We start from the raw sequence: 17,101 nt of genomic DNA, 5'->3' as shown, positions 1-17,101 counted from the left end.
GATGTTAATATTATTTCAAAACTAATGAAAGCACATTTTTCTATCCTATTACTCGTATCGGCAACACTAGCTACACAAACGGCGACCGGACAATCATCTCAGCAAAAGACTGGTCAGGAAAGGGCCAAAACAGATTCGCTGACCAAATTGAATTATCAGCAGGTACTGCAGCGCTTAGCAATTAAATTACCCACACTTCCACCACAGGCTGAAGATCCTAACCGTCCTAAAAATGCTATTGTAAAGGGTAAAGGTGTAGGTTATAATGACGATCAGGGCAGGAACATTTCGCGTTCTGCATGGGGTGCCTGGATAAATTATGATGAGGTAAGGGCAAATGATTATGTTCTTCCTGATCCATTGATATTAAAAGGAGGCAAAGCAGTTACTAGCGCTAAAATATGGTGGACACAGCGCCGCCCTGAAATTGTAACCGATTATGAATCTGAAGTTTTTGGCCGTATACCCAAAAACACTCCCAGTGTAAGCTTTGATGTAACTGAAACTGATACAACAGCATTAGCAAGTAAGGCAATTAAAAAGACCATCATTGGACGTATCGATAATGCGGCTTATCCAAAAGCGAGCCCGGTTATCAATATAACGATGTATCGGCCAAAAAATGCAAAAGGGCAGGTTCCACTGGTGGTTATTATCTCCTCTAGTGCAAAAGGCAATAACCAAACCATCGAACTTTTAAACCAAACAGGATGGGCTGTTGCTATATTTGATACCAACTCGTTACAGGCGGATAATGGTGCAGGATTAAACCTTGGCATTATTGGTCTGGTAAATAAGGGCCAATTTAGAAAACCTGATGATTGGGGAGTTTTAAGGGCCTGGAGCTGGGGATTGAGCAAAGCCTTAGATTATTTTCAGAAGGATAAATCAATCAATCCTAAAAAGATCGGTATCCAGGGGCATTCCCGTTGGGGCAAAACTGCTTTATTGGCTGCTGCAATGGATACAAGATGGGCGGCTGTTTTCGCCAGCTGCTCCGGATCGGGAGGTGCATCATTGGAGAAAAGAAACTTTGGTGAAAATCTAGATGTAATTGCAGGAGAAAGTGAATATCACTGGATGGCACCAAATTTTGTGAAATACGGTGGAAACTGGGAATCTTTTCCGGTAGATGCACATCAAATGATAGCCCTGATTGCTCCCAGGCCATTGTTCATTACCGGTGGAACACAGGATATCTGGGCAGACCCAGTTGGAGAATTCAAAGCCTGTGTGGCCGCCTCACCTGTATATAAATTGTTAGGTAAAACGGGAATTACCACAACGCAGTTTCCGGCACCAGATGTTTCATTGATCGATGGTGAGTTGGCCTTCCGGTTTCATGAGGGTGGCCATACAGATTCAATGGACTGGCCGATTTTTATATCATTTGCGAAAAAATATTTTAATTAGTAATACATTTTTCTGCCATTATTGAACGGATACCGAAAAATAGCTTTGATATTGGCTGGCTTTCGGTATCTATTGTTTTTAGGATATTTCTACCCTTAGTACTTAAAGGCATACAAGGCCCACCGGATAAGCCTTACAAAACACTAAAATATATTCATCATAATTTGTAAAACCATCCAGTAGGCTATCATCTTTTAACAATTAATCACTTTTGAAATGCGAAAATTTTCTCCATTAGTTATAACTTGCTCCAATTATAAAATGGTTAAACCAAGCAACGCATCGAACCATGAAGATTTTATTCTCACTTTTACTTTCCTTTCTGTTTCTTAACTCAGCAAGGGGACAATCATACGATAGCCTTTTAACCGTACTTAAATCTGAAATTTTAAAGAAAAACAGCTACGAACGAATCAAGGAAAATCATTTAATACAGTTAAAAAAAACTTTGTCGGCAGTTCCGTCAACAAGCGTGTCAACACGTCATGCAATTTTAAATGAAATAATTGAAGTTTACAGGGATTATAGTTTTGATTCGGCCCACGTTTACACTTATAAACTGATAGAAGTAAGCAATCTGCTAAAGGATCGCCAGAAGCAATATGAAAGCAAAATAAGATTAGGGGCACTTCAATTATCGTGGGGAATGTTTAAAGAGGCATTCGATTGTATCAGCGAGATAAACGTAAATGCACTACCAGATAGCACCAAATTACGGTTTTACGAATTTAAGGCGCGGGCTTTAAATGAGATCTCGACATATAATTCCAATCGGTTTTATTCTCCCGTAAACCGGCTTGAATCTATTAGGGCATTGGATTCTGCTGTTCTCTTGAGTAAACCTGGAACATACGACAAATATAAGAACCTGGGGCAATTGTATAGCATTACCGATCAACGAAGCAAAGCTGTTGTGGTTTTGAGGCAGTTATTAAATAAGAAAGACCTAACTATCCACCAAAGGGCGATGGTTATAAATGATCTTAGTTATCTGGTACCTAACCCTGAAAAGGAAAAGCTATTGATGATTGCTGCCGTGTATGATATCAGATCTGCAACCAAACAAACTATGGCCATTTCCAGGCTTGGAACCAAAATGCTGGAGAAGGGTGAACTGGCCGATGCTGAAATTCTATTAAATGAGGCATTAGCAGAAACTATCTTTTTTGGAAACAAGATACAGGAACGGAATATATCCATTTCTCTTTCTCAACTCGCAGCTGAGAAACTGATCAGGTCTGAGAATAAAAAAATTGATCTTTTAATCATTCTGATCATCGTAGTAAGCCTAGGCTTGATTGGAATAGGCGTTATATCATTTATCGTTTACACACGCTTAAAAGCCGTTAAAATAAGAGAGATGGCAGTGCAGGAGAAATATAGATTTCTCGATCAGATCAATAAGCGTTTACTGGAGGATGGCCGCATCAAGGAAGAATACTTGGGGCATTTCTTCCACCTCATTTCCGGATACATTTCAAGACTGGAAAAGGTTAAAAGAAATACCGAACACAAGCTAAAAATCAAGAACTACGAGGGATTATTGCTTCAAGCAAAGGAAATCAATATTAAAAAGGAAAGAGAAGATCTTTTTTATACGTTCGATACCATCTTTTTAAAACTCTTTCCGAATTTCATCCAGTCATTTAACGCCTTACTTAACGCTGATGATCAGATTGTTCCTAAAAGCGGCGAAATATTGAATACCAATCTCCGGATATTTGCATTGATGCGCTTAGGGATAAAAGATGCCCAGACGATTGCCAACATATTAGAAAGCACGCTGAGCACCGTTTACACCTACAAAAACAGGATCAAATCCAAATCCTTATATCATGGAGAAGAATTTGACAGCAAGATCATGGAAATCAAATTTGTTGATGTACAAGAGCCCTCAACAGAGACTTTTGTACATTAGTATTTTTAGACCAGAATTAGTGTTCGGACTGCCCGGGAATTTCGGGAAAACCCGGATCATCCAATATCTGTACTGCTGTTGCATCGCCAATATTTTTCCAGTCCTGTAATACCCATACAATTTTCTTTTCGCGGGTTACTTCGATGAGCTGTGGCCCCTGCCCTCCTTTACCTCTTGAAGTAAATATGGTATTGCCATTATTAAGCCTGGTACAAGATTGTGGTGCAGATGTAAACTGATATTCTGCTGGCAGATCGGTTTTACAATTGAATTCCCAAACCGTTTCTCCTTTGTTGTTCACCTCACGTGTAAGGTAGTCGGCCTCATCGGTAATAAGGGTATTTCCATTCTTTAAACGGATCGCAGCCCAGGGCTTTGGTATATTATAACTCCAGATTTCTTTGAAATCTTTGTCATATTCAACCACGCGGCCCATGGTGAGAAACGATACCAGATAAGTACCTTTCGCTGTCACCCTTGCACGTCTAAACTGCCCATGGATGCTATTAGGATCGGCAGGTTTTTGGTAGGGTAGTTCCTGTTCAACCTCTATCTTACCTGTTTTGGTATTCACAACAAATAACTTTGGTGGAAGCCCATTTACCACAAACATTACCTTATCCAAACCAATAGGCTGACAGGCATGCACTTCGGTATGGGCTGCACCTTTAGTATTATTACAGTCGTAGCGCCATAGCACTTTTTTATCAGGGCTTATCAGCGCAACATATTGCATACGTGTAAATAGGATATTGCCATTGGAAAGCATCCATACATCATCATATTCAGGCCCTTTGCCGGTAGAATAACTCCAGATTGTTTTTCCATCTTTTAACAGGAACATTTTGTTGCAATTTTCGCCCACATAAAGCATGGGATGTTGCGCCAAACCTTTTCCAGGCAAATTCGATGGAATTATTGCATTTGGGTTTCCGAAAGCAGCAAACTCCTCTTCGGGTGCCATTTGTGGCACATTTGTCGAAGTGAAAAGCGGTAGCACCTCCATGCATGGAGTGGCCGAAACCTTCTTATTTGCTTTTGTTTTGACATTCTGTGCCAAAGTAAATTTTGAAGCAGATAAGAACACAACAATATAAAAGACACGTTTTAGATTTAATTTCATGATCATGGTTATTTTATTAATACAAATTCACACCGTTATTTCCTTTTTATTACCTCATATCCTGTTGAAGCAGTTTCCAAAAATCGGCCTGTCCCTCCCGTATTAAGGAAAGACAGACCGTCAAAATTTGTCGCTTAAAAATTTACAACCGTTATTTTAACACCGCTGCAAAGCCACCGTTGCGAACCATTTTTATACTTATTTTATCGCCTGCCTTTACCTGAACAGTTTTTTTTCGATAATCCATGGCTTGTTTTCCCGCGTTTATACCATCTTCAAAATAAGTCATGGTATAGGTTTTTCCTTTTTCAAGAAAGTCAAAATTCAGATCTATATTTCTCTCTGTTTCTTTGCCGTTGGTAATTCCTCCTATAAACCATTGTACCCCTTTTCGCTTGGCTACTACCGCCACTTCACCCGCTGTGGCTACAAGCGCTTTAGTTTCGTCCCAGGTGGTGGGTACGCTGGTAATAAATGCTGTACAATCAGGATTTCTATAGTAAAGTGTAGGATTATCTGCCAGCATTTGAATGCCACTCTCAAAAACAACATATAAGGCAAGCTGGTAGGCTCTCGTTCCCACGCCGGTTGCATTTGGCCTAACAGCACGGTTTACCTCCGGTTGCATATTGAGCATTGCGCCAGGGGTAAAATCCATAGGCCCAACGGCATTACGCATAAAAGGGAGGTACACGCTGTTATCGGGTGTACAGCCGCCCATTTGCTCTAATCCCCTAACCCCTTCATACGAAATTAAATTAGGGTACTTATATTCCAGTCCAGCAGGTTTAAATGAACCGTGGAAATCTACAAAAATCTGGTGTTTTGCGGCCTCTTTTACCACATCCTCATAATAATTTACCATCCATTGATCACTTCGGTCCATAAAATCGATTTTAACCCCTTTAATGCCCCACTCATGAAAGGTTTTAAACAACCCCATATTGTTGTGTACGGTTAACCAGGTTAACCAAAGCATAATATCTACATTTTTTGTCTTTCCGTAACGGATCAACTCTTTAACATCAACTTTTGGATTTGGTGTATAAGGATCGGTGGTACTTTTGGCCCATCCTTCGTCCATTACGATATATTTAATTCCATATTTGGATGCAAAGTCTATATAATATTTGTAGGTCTCCAGATTGTAACCAGAAACAAAATTCACATCAGGTCCATAAGGCGTAGCATCATTCCACCATTCCCAGCTGGCCTGCCCCGGCTTAATCCAGCTAGGATCAGCGATTTCACTTTTTGCTGCCAGTTTTAAAGTCATGGTGTTTTCCATTAACTGTCTATCATCAGAAGTGATCACAAAATAACGCCAGGGAAAATTCCTCGTCCCATTGGTTTTTGCGATATAATCTCCTGATTTGGTAATTTTCTGACTACGGTCGCCATCAGGAGCAAATTCAAGAGGCACTTTCGGAAATGCCCCTTCTATCCCATTATTCCCATTGCCTTTAAGAAAAAGTGCCGGATAATCGGAAAGGTCAGATTCACTGATCAGTATTTTATATTTCTTTTTCGTATCGATTAAAAGCGGCAAATTCGCCATTTTATCACCGAATTTCCAGTCACTTGATTCAATATGCTGATAGGCTTCTTCGTAAGCGGTTTTAAAACCGTTATTCTGCTGAACATGCAAAAGGTAATTACTAGGGAAATTAAGGGCAAACTGTTCGTTAGTTACCTCAATCTGTCCTTTTTTGGCCGTGATAAAACGATAAGCGGCACCATCATCAAAGACGCGGAATTCTACCGAAAAATCACCTTTAAATTTCAGTATCAAACCATTGTAGCTATTCTTCACGGTTGAAAACTTTAAAGGAACATATGGTTTTATCAATTCTTCTCCCTTGGTTTTCTTACTCGAAATTAACTTTGGGTTTGCTCCAAATGTTTCATCTTTAAGGTTCAGAGAAAGCACATTTTTACTGAGCAGTTGATCATTTTTTATTGCCAACGAATAATAGATTTTATCGCTAAGGTTAACAGATAACTGTATTTCTCCATTAGGGGAGGCTAAATCTATTGGTGTTGATTGTGCCCGGAGCTGGAAGGATAGCACCGTTAGCGTGATAAGGCAAAAGGTAATTTGTTTAAAAAAATTCATATATAATTAATATTGTGTTTTTGATATTCTACCCGAATGATGAGGCTATCCTTAAAATTCTTTATTTTTTACTTCGTTTATTTTTGTATCGGGAAGCCCTTGACTGTTGAACAGGTTAAAATTTTTCACTTGGTTTAGCCTGAAGGTTGGAGCACTTCCGGTTTTTTGAGCACGGACATGCTGAAAATCAGCTCCATCCACTTGATCTAAAATGAAGGCCGGCCGCAGATCTTCTTTGAGATAACTGACTTCTATGTTGTTCAGTTTAATATCCTTTACATTCCGTATAAAAAAACCGTAAGCTGGAGTAATCCCAAAGCGGTTCGGATCCGGATAGCTATCTATTAATGGTGGTATTTCGCGTTCAGCCTGTGCTTTGGTTCCACCACCGTTAAAATAAATCTTAATATTGTTCAGGGTTATATCCTCAATATCATGACCGGGTATGCCACTGATAATAGCCCCTTGTGTACCAGTAACGCCATAAGCAACAATATTGCTAATGTTGATCCGCTTAAGGGTGCTGTAGCGAAAATCTTTAGGTGCGCGCATTCTTGCACCTAGTCTGATAAAAATTGGGGCATTGCCAACATCCCGCATTGTGATATTGCTAATCGTAATATCTTCTAAGGCCGCGCCATCTACCGTTTCTAGTGCTAGGCCCCGACTATTGTCGAATACGCAGTTACTGATGGTAATATTTTTAAATCCTCCGTTTGATTCTGTCCCTAGTTTGATCCGCCCTGTAGGTGATCCATTGCTCCATTTCACGTTGGTGCCATCCAGTAGCGTACCTTCTTTGTAACCCGATACCTGACAGTTGGTAATGGTTACATTTTCAAGGTCGCGTGGATAGTTTAGTGCATAATCGCTTTTAAGTACAATCGCATCATCAACAGGCGAATTAATTGTGCAGTTCGAGATACGCACGTTTTTGCTCGAAACAAGATCAATGCCATCACGGTTGGTGTCCATTTTAATATTATCAATCGTCATGTTATCTACACCAGTAAGTAAGAAGCCAAACCAACCGCCATGGGCAATGGTAAAATCCCGTAATAACACATTACGGCATAATTTAAGTGCAAGCGTCTTATTTCCGAGTCCTGGCGTGTTCACACCATTGGTTCCTTCTTTCATTTCCAAACCTCTCCCCCATATTTTCCCGGGGCCAGTGATTGAAATATCATGCAGGTTCTCGCCATAAATCAAACTATTGCGAAAATAGCTATGACCATAATCCTGATAGGTATCGTTATCAGCTTTCTCAGGGAAGTCGTATTGAATGCCTTTACTTGCAGTTGCAGCGATGATAGTTGCACCATGATCAACAAATAAGCCTACGTTACTTTTCAAGTGGATGGTAACAGAGAGGTAATCGCCTGCCGGAAAATAAACCGTTCCTCCTCCCGCGGCGTTGGCCTGAGTTATGGCTTTATCGATCGCCTTGGTATCTAGCGCTTTACCATCGCCCTTGGCTCCGAACGTTTTTACATTATAAACCGGCGCCTGTGCCAGTGCAAAAAAAGAAAATGGAAAAACAAGGCAGATTGTAGCCAGAATATTTTTATAATGCATGATCATTTTTTAGTTGTTTTACGCGCTGCTGTAACTTCTGCTAAGGTTATGGCACTTGCTTTATTGCCAAAACTATTGCGTACATAGGTGAGCACTGCTGCAATTTCTTTATCACTTAGAAAATCGTGTGCAGGCATTACATTGCTGTAACTTTCTCCGCCGATGTCGACACCTTTCATACCTTTGAGTAGTACATTGATCAGCCTGCTTTTATCGCCTAGCACATAATCGGTTTTAATAAGCGGGGCATTTAAATTCTGTACACCTCCGCCATCGGCCATATGGCAGGCCTGGCAACTGTTTTTATATATTGTAGCACCAACAAGGTAAGAAGCTTTCATATTTGTTGCTACCTCGGCTTTTACAACATTTTTTTTAGGTGAAATGGTTTCAGCTTTTTTATCTTTTGAATTTATTGCTTTTCCATTATAACTAATTTTATAAATAGCTCCTTTCGAATCATCGGTTACATAAAGTGAACCATCAGGACCCTGCGCCAATCCACATGGACGGTGATCTGCTCGGCCTGCTGCTGTTTTTTCTGGCGAGCCTGAGAAGCCATCTGCAAATACCTCCCAGTTGCCAGCTGGCTTACCATTTTTAAAGGGTTGAAAAATAACATAATACCCGGCCTGAGGCTCGGGAGCCCTGTTCCATGACCCATGGAAAGCAACAAAGGCTCCATTTTTATATCTGGCAGGGAACTGGTTTCCGGTATAAAAAAGAATATCGTTGGGGGCCATGTGGGCAGGAAAAGCAACAACAGGATCAATGTAGGTTGAGCTACCCTCCTTTTTTCCATCGCCGCCATATTCAGGTGCAAGGATTTTTTTATGCTGCAAACGATCATAATAAATAAATGGCCAACCTGCATTGTCTCCTTTTTTCAGGGCATACATACATTCTGCGGGCGTTTCGGCATTTTGCTTTGCATTATACATATCCGGGAATAAATTATCAAGCTGATCCCGGCCGTGCTGCATCACATACAATTGATTCGTTTGCTGGTTCCAATCCACGCCAACCACATTACGTAATCCGGTTGCATAACGGATACCATCTTTATACGTTTGTTCAAGCCGGTCAGGCTTAAATTGCCATACTCCACCAGCAGTTTCGAGCAGCGGACAACCTGGCTGCCCTAAAGATCCACGTTTACGGTCTTCAATCTGACAGGAATTTGATGGACAGCCTATTGGGATATACATATTCCCTAAATTGTCCATCACAATTGATTTGGTTTCATGCGTACCCTTATCTACCAGGCCGGTAACAATGGTTTCGGGGGCTGATGGATCAATAACTTGTTCATTGGCATCAACTTTATAGCGAAATACTTCTGAGTTAGAAGCAACATAGAGGTAATCTTTATACAACCTAACTCCTGTACCTCCATAATTGCCAAATCCGGTTTTCACAATAGCTTTTCCGTTATTTTCTTCTAAGACCAAAGTGCCCTGATTATTAACTGTTTTTGCCAGCCTGACATAGATAAGCCCTTTTGGTGTAACGATCAGGTGGCGGGCTTTTCCAATTCCCTCAATGAGCTTAACTGCCGAAAAACCCCGGGGAATGAGTAAACCCGCATTGTCTGATCCATCTTGCCTCGGTTTGTATTTTAATGATGATAATGTTATGGCCACCAAAGCCAAAACGGCCAGGAGTAACCTTTTTCTGTATATTTTGCTCATTTGAGTCTTTTTTGTTTATAATTTAATTTCAGATGAGTTTGCTGTGAAGATCTTTTTCTTGCTTTGGGGCTCTTTTACAATTAGTTTCTTAAAGCTCAACTGGTGCGTATCATCCAAAACTATTGGGGTTCTAAAATCTGCCTTGCCTATCGCTATCGAAAGTCCTTCAACTTGAATATTTCTGGCATGGCGGATGAATACGCCCCAAGATGGTAAATCGCCAAACATATTATATTCTGGGTAGCTATCTGCTTTTTCAGGGATATCTTTCAGGTTATCAATTGATATTTTTGCGGAGGCTTTATCTGCTCCACCTGAAGATTTTATTACAATGTTTTTAAGTTTTACATTTGTGATGATCTGATCTGGCATACCGCCAATCACTATTCCTGGCATTTCCTTAAGGGGATTTTTTTCTCTCCGAATTTCAACATCTACGTTTTGAATGGAAACATTTTGTAATGTCCCTTTACGCTTTCCTTTGCGGGCTCCTGCCCTTAAAAAAATAGCGTTGCCAATATTCCGGCCCTGCAGCCCGTTTACTTCAATATGATCAATTACAGCCCCATCCACTGCCTCTAATGCAATGGCAGAACGATTGGTATCGAATATTTTATTATTTAATATCCTGATATTTTTAAAGCCGCCTAAAGAAGCCGTGCCAAACTTAATGCCACTCGCATCAGTAGTCATACTGTTGTTTTCGATTAAAATATTCTGATTTGCCGCATCGGGATCCAGTGATTTTAAACAAATCCCATCATCACTGCTGTTAAAATAAGAGTTGCTTACTTTAAAATCTGTACAATCAACAATATCTATCCCATCATTGTTCCAAAACGCCCGGCTTTCCACACGGATGCTATCAATATTAACATTCCTGCATTTATTATAACACTCCACCCAACAGGCAGAGTTTTTTAAAGTGACATTTTTAACCGTAACACCCTCACAACCGAACAAATTGATAATCATTGGTCTGTTATCTTCATCAGGACGGCTTACAGAACGGTCTTTAATCAATCCTTTTTTAACCATTTCACCAACAGCGGCCGCCAGTTCTTTTCCCTGTCCATCAATTTCTCCCGAGCCGGTAATACCGATATTATGCTGGTTTAACCCTAGAATCAGCGCCAGAGAGGTTTGAAAGTTATGGTCGAATGGAGTGTTCTGCCGATCATAATCAAAAGGGTTGGTTGAACCGAGCAACACTGCTCCTTTATTTAGATGTAAGGTTACGTTAGATTTAAAATGTATGCAGCCCGTTAAGTATTTCCCTGGCGGAAAAACTAATCTGCCACCCCCATTTTCGCTGATATAATTAATGCCAAACTGAATAGAACGGGTGTTCAGCACTATGCCACCAGACTGGATTCCAAAAAATGATGCGTCATAATCTTTGGCAGAAACGATAATAACTTGAAATATCAATAATACCGTTAATAGGCAGATACGCTTAAACTTTGTGCTCATGATTTAATACTTGGTTGCTTATTTGGTTGTGTGGTTTCTTCCACAAATTTGCCGATAGCATTTGAGATTCCCTTACCGCCTGGTAAACGAAAATAAAAAATCAAAAGCATTAAAAAAACAAACAACTTTAAATCAGCAGCTTAACACACAAAATCCAATCAGAAATCTAAGCATAAATTGATGATTTTCGAATGTTATAAGAACCTAAAAAGCAGATTACTTCATTATCAGGGAAAGAATTTGCTAGAATTTCTTACTGTAGTTCACCTTAAAAACGGCATGGCAATAAATCTATAAAACAATCTGTAATTCTCCAGAATCATAACTATTTAATGACTATTTTGTTATGAATTAACCTGTAGCTAAATGAACTTTAAATCATGAATTACACATAAAAAATGAAAAACTTGAAATAAAGTTCGACGAAAATTTATTGATTTATAGTTTATGATTATTCTGGCACTTATTATTTCCCTAAATATACTATGCTTCCCGATTTTATTATAGCGCCCATACGATTAAAGTTTAACAAACAGCTTCCAGAAGAATTTCTTCAGGACCTACAAGAACATGCCACGCTTTTAACACTCAAAAAAGGCGAGATTCTCTTTTCAAAGCAGGCTAGGGGAAACAAAACTTTTGTAATTATTAGTGGCAGTTTAGTTCGGTTTATCAGTACCCCAGAAGGCGTGGATCGTGCAAGTATGTTTCACACAGAAAGCTTTTTTCCCATGATTGCAAATAATTTCGTAGAAAAAGAAGCTTCCGATCTAGTTTACTATATCAAAGCAAATGAGGATGTACAACTAGTTGAATTTAAACAGGATTTCGCCCTAGAAAGTGTAGAAAAATTTCCTTTTCTGGCAAAAATAACCTTTCAGAACATGATCCACTATTTTCAAACGCACCATTTGATTCAAAACCATCTCATTGCCCTTTCCAGCCTTGAGTTCTTTCAATGGTTCCTGAAGCACAACGCCCCAATTTTCCAGCGGTTTCAATCCAAGGATATCGCAAGTTTCATGGGGATAACTCCAGCTTGGTTGAGCAAACTCAAACGGAAAGTCAATTCAATATAAATTTTCTCCTTTTTGTGTGTTTATTGTCTTAATTCAAGTGGCAACAAATATTTACCCCATAAATTTACGGTGTGGAGAAGTCGAAATACATCATCCGCATTTTTTATAATTTTTAAATTTAAAGAGCAATGAATAAAGTAACGGAAAAAATGATTTTCAAATCAGCATTTGAATACATTGACAACGGCATCGAGCATGGCGTCCTTAGTCCATTTAAAACCAAAGAAACACTTTTAAAAAAAGGAGAACAAATTGCACCGGGCTTCAAACCTCTCGATTGCGACATACGATATTTAAAAGATATTCCTGTAAAATTGCGCGATGGCGTTACCATCTATACTGATATTTTCTTACCTGTTACCCAGGAAAAAGTCCCAACATTAATTGCCTGGAGCCCATACGGAAAAAGTGCTGGCACAGCGCCCCGTTATATTAACCTATTCAATATGCTTGGCATGGGCAATGCCTGGGGTTCGGGACTTACTAAATTTGAAGCCCCAGATCCAGCTTATTGGGTTAAGCATGGCTATGCAGTATGTAATCCGGATGCCCGCGGAATTGCGCATAGCGAAGGTGATATCACCATGATTGGTTCTCAGGAAGCTGAAGATTGTTACGACCTTATAGAATGGTTGGCTGTACAGGATTGGAGTAACCAAAAAACAGCCTTGTCAGGCACATCATATCTGGCTTTTTCACAATGGTTTATTGCCGCGGGCCAGCCACCACACCTCACTTGTATAAGTCCTACTGAAGGTTTACAGGATGCGTACCGAGATCTTGCTTATATTGGTGGCATACCCGATCCCAATTTCATCCACCGTTTGCAGGTGAACCATGTAAGTGCAACTGGGGCGCAACGGGAAGATATGGCTGCTGAATTGGAAGCCTATCCACTTGCAAACTGCGAATTGTGGCAGGATAAAGTAGCTGATGTTTCCAAAATTACAGTACCTGCTTATGTGGTGGCGAGTTATTCTAACACCTTACATACAATGGGAACCTTCCGTTCGTGGCGTTCAATAGGGTCTGCTGAAAAATGGCTGAGGATTCATGACAGTCAGGAGTGGCCTGATTATTATGCTAGCGAATCTACTGAGGAGCTCCGTCGGTTCTTTGATTATTATCTGCTTGACAAACAGAATGGCTGGAAAAACACACCTCCAGTAAGTTATTCTCTTTTGGATTTCCAGGGCAATAATCGCACTGGCCTGATAGCAGAAGCTTTTCCTCCGAAAGCATCTGAATTACAACGGTATTACATGAATGGCAGAACACGGACGTTACAACTAACTGCCGATGATAATGAGTTGGCATTACGTTACTTTCCGGAAGCCTTACCTTGCCGTGTATCCTTTCAAACTACATTTGAAAAGGATACTACATTTATTGGTTATCCAAAAGTGAAACTCTTTATGGAGGCAGAAAAAACTGATGATATAGATGTGTTCGTATGGGTCCAAAAAATTGACAGATTAGGCAATGTATTGAGTGAATTTGTTGTGCCCAACCGCAACGCCCCTTTGCAGGATTTCACTCAGGATGGTGCCTCCGCATTACGTTACAAAGGCCCAAGTGGCCGTTTGCGTGCTTCAGCGAGACATTTGGATCCAATCCATTCTACTGATGAAATACCTGCCTATAGTTTTGACCGCGTAGAAAAACTTTCTGAAAAAGAAATTGTGGAATTAGATATTGTGCTTAGTCCCATCGGAATGGTGTATTATGAAGGCGATACCTTGCGTGTGATGATCAGTAGTAAAGACGAGATCGGATCTGTTATGCCAGGAACCCCGGGTTGCATTACCAATAACAAAGGCACACATATCCTATACACCGGCGGTAAATATGCCAGTTATCTACAAATGCCATTAATGAAATAATTAATCAGGTTCGACTCCCTTGGGGAGCCGAACCTTGAAATCCCTAAAATGATCCAGGGAGGTTCAATTAACCTAATTCAAATTTTTCGAGCAAAACTATTTAGGAATTTTCAAATCCGATATCCGCTTCAAATCCTCAATAAAAAAGTTCGTTAAAGATCTCGTTACGAGCACTTAAGGAAACAACATACCATTGTTGTTTCCTTTTTTCATACCAATAGAAATCTGACACACAATGATATAATACACCAATCACTGGTATTCGATTTAAGCCAGAATTCTCTGTACTGTTTATTGAATTGGCGCAAAAAAGACCAATTCATCTACCCTAGTGAGATTTTAAAGTGTTCGATTTCTCCTTAGGGTTTATGGGCTTCGGGACATCACCTATGCAACTATTCTTTGCAATAAGATAAAGAAAATCGAGTATTATATGTACCTCAGCTCTTGAAACAAGGATGCCATTTTTTTCGAGCAGTAAAACTGCATCATCATCGGAGATTTTTCTATCTAAAATCATAACGGCACAAACTTTTAATTTATGAGTAAACCAGAATCTTTTTGAGGGCTTCCGGCAACTCTATAGAGACGTGGCCAGAGATAAAATCAACAGCCAATAGCGGGATAATGTTAGCCAGTTGTTTTTTATCGTCAACATCAAACATTGAATAATTTTTAAAGGGTTGAGCGGCATTTTTGCTGTAAAGATTTCTTTGCTGGCAGATGTTGTTAATCCCTCAACCGACGTTAGGTTTACAAAGCCAATTGGAGTCTTGTTAGGGCAGCGTCACATAAGTTTAGCCCTGCGCATTCCGTTTGAGGTATTGAGTCCTCTCCTTGTATTCTCTGCTTCCGGGATGGACAAATAAACAGCCAACATCACTACGCTTTCTGGGATATCAAGATCAACTGGTTGATCGATGGCCATTGCAATTGTATTGTATTTTCTCAGCATTCCAATTACCTCATAGGCATATTGAATGTTTCTGCTGAACCTATCCCATTTGACAAACAATATTGTATTAGGGGTGATACCTTTAGATTTTCGGATTTCAGAGAACAGTTTATTCCATTCAGGTCTTTTGAAAGTCTTTGCTGAAAAGTCTTCCCTAAAAATCCCTTTTACCACAATGTTATTGCTATCGCAATATTTAAGTAACCTATCCTCTTGCTCAGGTAGGGAATACCCCTTTCTTTTCTGTTCATCAGTGCTCACTCGAACATATAAATAAGCCGTTTTCATAATCTTAATATTTATACGTTATCTAACGGATTACTAGTATCAATAATTACATCAGCTTACAGGGTACTGCACTTTGATACTTTCGTTTACAAAATGATCATCAATAACTTGCATATTACGCTGATAGTGCAGTGATTTTCATTCCAAACTGTACACCGAGCGAAAACAGGTGGATACTATTGCCGAAATCCCCAATGTCTGCTTTTGGCTTCCGGACTTTTAATAAATGGTTTTAAATAATAGCTTCCAAACCGACTTTCTTTTAAAAAAATGCCTGTACTCTTGTAAATATTCATCCATTATTCTCGGCTTTCTTAAAATCATGTTGGTTATTGTATCAGATTGGGGCTCTGGCACCCTGACCGCGAGTTCATCAAGTTCAATAATGTGGGTGGCTAGCCACTTCGGCAATTTTGCTTTTTTTATCAAATGGTTAAATAATTCTTCGGGTTTAAGATCAACATATTCGATAGGTTTGCCAGTTATAAGCGAAAGCTTTGACGCTATTTCTCCATTGGTAAAAGCTTGCGGGCCTGCAAGTATAACGGATGTTTCACTCGGTATTCCGATAGCCAGTAATTTATTCACCGCAACCGTTGCCACATCACGGCAATCAATGTAGTTCCTAACCTCATTACCTAATGATCCAAAGATTTTCCCAAAATATTGTATACTGAAGGTATTCCGCGACCAATTCTGCATAAAAGAATGTGGCCTCAGGCAACAAAAATCAGGTATATTTTGCGAAAGATACACATCGATTATGCGATGCCATTCGCTAACTTCTACCTTGGCCGGTAAATTTACAATTGGAGAAGATAATTTAACTACCCGTTTTACTCCACTTTCCCTAGCAGCATCGATAATATTAATTTCATAATCAACCTGATTTGGAGAAGTAGCTGTAAGCAGAAACAAGGAGTCGGCACCCGCGCAAGCTGCTCTAAGTTGAGCTTTTGAATTTAAATCCGCACTAACATAACTTACGTTGCTAAACCTATTCCCTAAAATTACCGGGTAAGCACGGTCGGCTGCCCTAAGCACCCCTCTTACCATACAATCACATTCACTTAGCTGGCGCATTACCTCTGATCCTACTGCACCAGTGCACCCAAAAATGACTATGGTAGGTTTAATTTTCTGCATTACTGTAGTTTTTAAAATGTTTGCGAACCATAAATACTGTTGTCCCTATAAAAGCAGAGACACTTATATTTAGGCGTTCAGATTTAATTTGAGGAATTATAGTGAGTAGCAAAGCCAAACCAACCATAAAAAGGATGATAAGTATCGTTCTAACAGCCCTTGCATGAATCATAATCTTTCGCCCATCTAACTGCCATAGCACAATAAAACTCAACACTGTGGCACTTAAGGAAGAAAGACCTATGCTGGTGTAACTTGCTTCAATAAGTCTGTTATCCTGCAGAATGACTCCGGATATGAAAGACATTAACGCAGCAAAAGCATAAGAAGGAAGGGCTGCACTTAAGAGTTCAGCAAAACTAAAATTTGAATGGAGATAATTTGTGTTGTTCATAAAAATGATAGCGGTAGTCAGGGCGAAAGTGGCAAGAAATTCTT

The 17,101-nt window shown here is 39.8% G+C and carries 13 protein-coding genes; 4 read left to right on the top strand and 9 right to left on the bottom strand.

Annotation, left to right across the window (positions count from 1 at the left end):
* Window positions 1–24 precede the first annotated feature (24 nt).
* Complete coding sequence (locus R2R28_RS01410) at window positions 25–1,413, top strand: hypothetical protein (protein WP_316823918.1); 1,389 nt, start codon at window positions 25–27, stop codon at window positions 1,411–1,413.
* Between the two features lie 289 nt (window positions 1,414–1,702).
* Window positions 1,703–3,331 carry a DUF6377 domain-containing protein gene (locus tag R2R28_RS01405; protein WP_316823917.1) on the top strand — a complete coding sequence of 543 codons (1,629 nt, stop codon included), beginning with the start codon at window positions 1,703–1,705 and terminating at the stop codon, window positions 3,329–3,331.
* Window positions 3,332–3,347: 16 nt separating this feature from the next.
* Here R2R28_RS01405 and R2R28_RS01400 read toward each other — a convergent pair whose 3' ends face one another.
* From R2R28_RS01400 to R2R28_RS01380, 5 genes are all read right to left on the bottom strand, one after another.
* Entirely contained in the window at window positions 3,348–4,454 is a 1,107-nt protein-coding gene (locus R2R28_RS01400; protein ID WP_316823916.1) for a PQQ-binding-like beta-propeller repeat protein, read from the bottom strand.
* Window positions 4,455–4,605: 151 nt separating this feature from the next.
* Window positions 4,606–6,570, bottom strand: a complete 1,965-nt coding sequence (locus R2R28_RS01395; RefSeq protein ID WP_316823915.1) for a glycoside hydrolase family 97 protein — start codon at window positions 6,568–6,570, stop codon at window positions 4,606–4,608.
* Between the two features lie 51 nt (window positions 6,571–6,621).
* Complete coding sequence (locus R2R28_RS01390) at window positions 6,622–8,148, bottom strand: glycoside hydrolase family 28 protein (protein WP_316823914.1); 1,527 nt, start codon at window positions 8,146–8,148, stop codon at window positions 6,622–6,624.
* 2 nt (window positions 8,149–8,150) lie between these two features.
* Window positions 8,151–9,839 carry a PQQ-dependent sugar dehydrogenase gene (locus R2R28_RS01385; protein WP_316823913.1) on the bottom strand — a complete coding sequence of 563 codons (1,689 nt, stop codon included), beginning with the start codon at window positions 9,837–9,839 and terminating at the stop codon, window positions 8,151–8,153.
* A gap of 15 nt (window positions 9,840–9,854) precedes the next feature.
* The gene (locus tag R2R28_RS01380; RefSeq protein ID WP_316823912.1) at window positions 9,855–11,312 is read right to left on the bottom strand and encodes a glycoside hydrolase family 28 protein; all 1,458 of its coding nucleotides are present in this window, start codon (window positions 11,310–11,312) and stop codon (window positions 9,855–9,857) included.
* A 485-nt stretch (window positions 11,313–11,797) separates the two neighbouring features.
* Between R2R28_RS01380 and R2R28_RS01375 the strand changes: the two genes are divergently transcribed.
* Both R2R28_RS01375 and R2R28_RS01370 read left to right on the top strand, forming a co-directional pair.
* Complete coding sequence (locus R2R28_RS01375) at window positions 11,798–12,391, top strand: hypothetical protein (protein ID WP_316823911.1); 594 nt, start codon at window positions 11,798–11,800, stop codon at window positions 12,389–12,391.
* Window positions 12,392–12,519: 128 nt separating this feature from the next.
* Window positions 12,520–14,274 carry a CocE/NonD family hydrolase gene (locus R2R28_RS01370; protein ID WP_316823910.1) on the top strand — a complete coding sequence of 585 codons (1,755 nt, stop codon included), beginning with the start codon at window positions 12,520–12,522 and terminating at the stop codon, window positions 14,272–14,274.
* Window positions 14,275–14,813: 539 nt separating this feature from the next.
* On the opposite strand, the gene R2R28_RS01365 is transcribed toward R2R28_RS01370, so the two are convergent.
* The 4 genes from R2R28_RS01365 to R2R28_RS01350 all read right to left on the bottom strand — a co-directional run bounded on the left by R2R28_RS01365 (window position 14,814) and on the right by R2R28_RS01350 (window position 17,057).
* Window positions 14,814–14,939 carry a hypothetical protein gene (locus tag R2R28_RS01365; protein ID WP_316823909.1) on the bottom strand — a complete coding sequence of 42 codons (126 nt, stop codon included), beginning with the start codon at window positions 14,937–14,939 and terminating at the stop codon, window positions 14,814–14,816.
* Between the two features lie 122 nt (window positions 14,940–15,061).
* Window positions 15,062–15,517 carry a recombinase family protein gene (locus R2R28_RS01360; protein ID WP_316823908.1) on the bottom strand — a complete coding sequence of 152 codons (456 nt, stop codon included), beginning with the start codon at window positions 15,515–15,517 and terminating at the stop codon, window positions 15,062–15,064.
* A 219-nt stretch (window positions 15,518–15,736) separates the two neighbouring features.
* On the bottom strand, window positions 15,737–16,663 hold the full coding sequence (locus tag R2R28_RS01355) for an NAD(P)H-binding protein (RefSeq protein WP_316823907.1): 927 nt from the start codon (window positions 16,661–16,663) through the stop codon (window positions 15,737–15,739).
* Window positions 16,650–17,057 (bottom strand): hypothetical protein, encoded by a 408-nt coding sequence (locus R2R28_RS01350; protein WP_316823906.1) that lies wholly within the window; start codon window positions 17,055–17,057, stop codon window positions 16,650–16,652. Before R2R28_RS01350 ends, R2R28_RS01355 begins: the two co-directional genes overlap by 14 nt.
* Window positions 17,058–17,101: the final 44 nt, after the last annotated feature.

Origin of the sequence: Pedobacter miscanthi (genome assembly GCF_032678605.1) — a bacterium.
GTDB lineage: Bacteria > Bacteroidota > Bacteroidia > Sphingobacteriales > Sphingobacteriaceae > Pedobacter > Pedobacter miscanthi_A.
The sequence above is the reverse complement of the archived record's forward strand: the minus strand, read 5'-3'. Positions and strand labels throughout refer to the sequence as shown.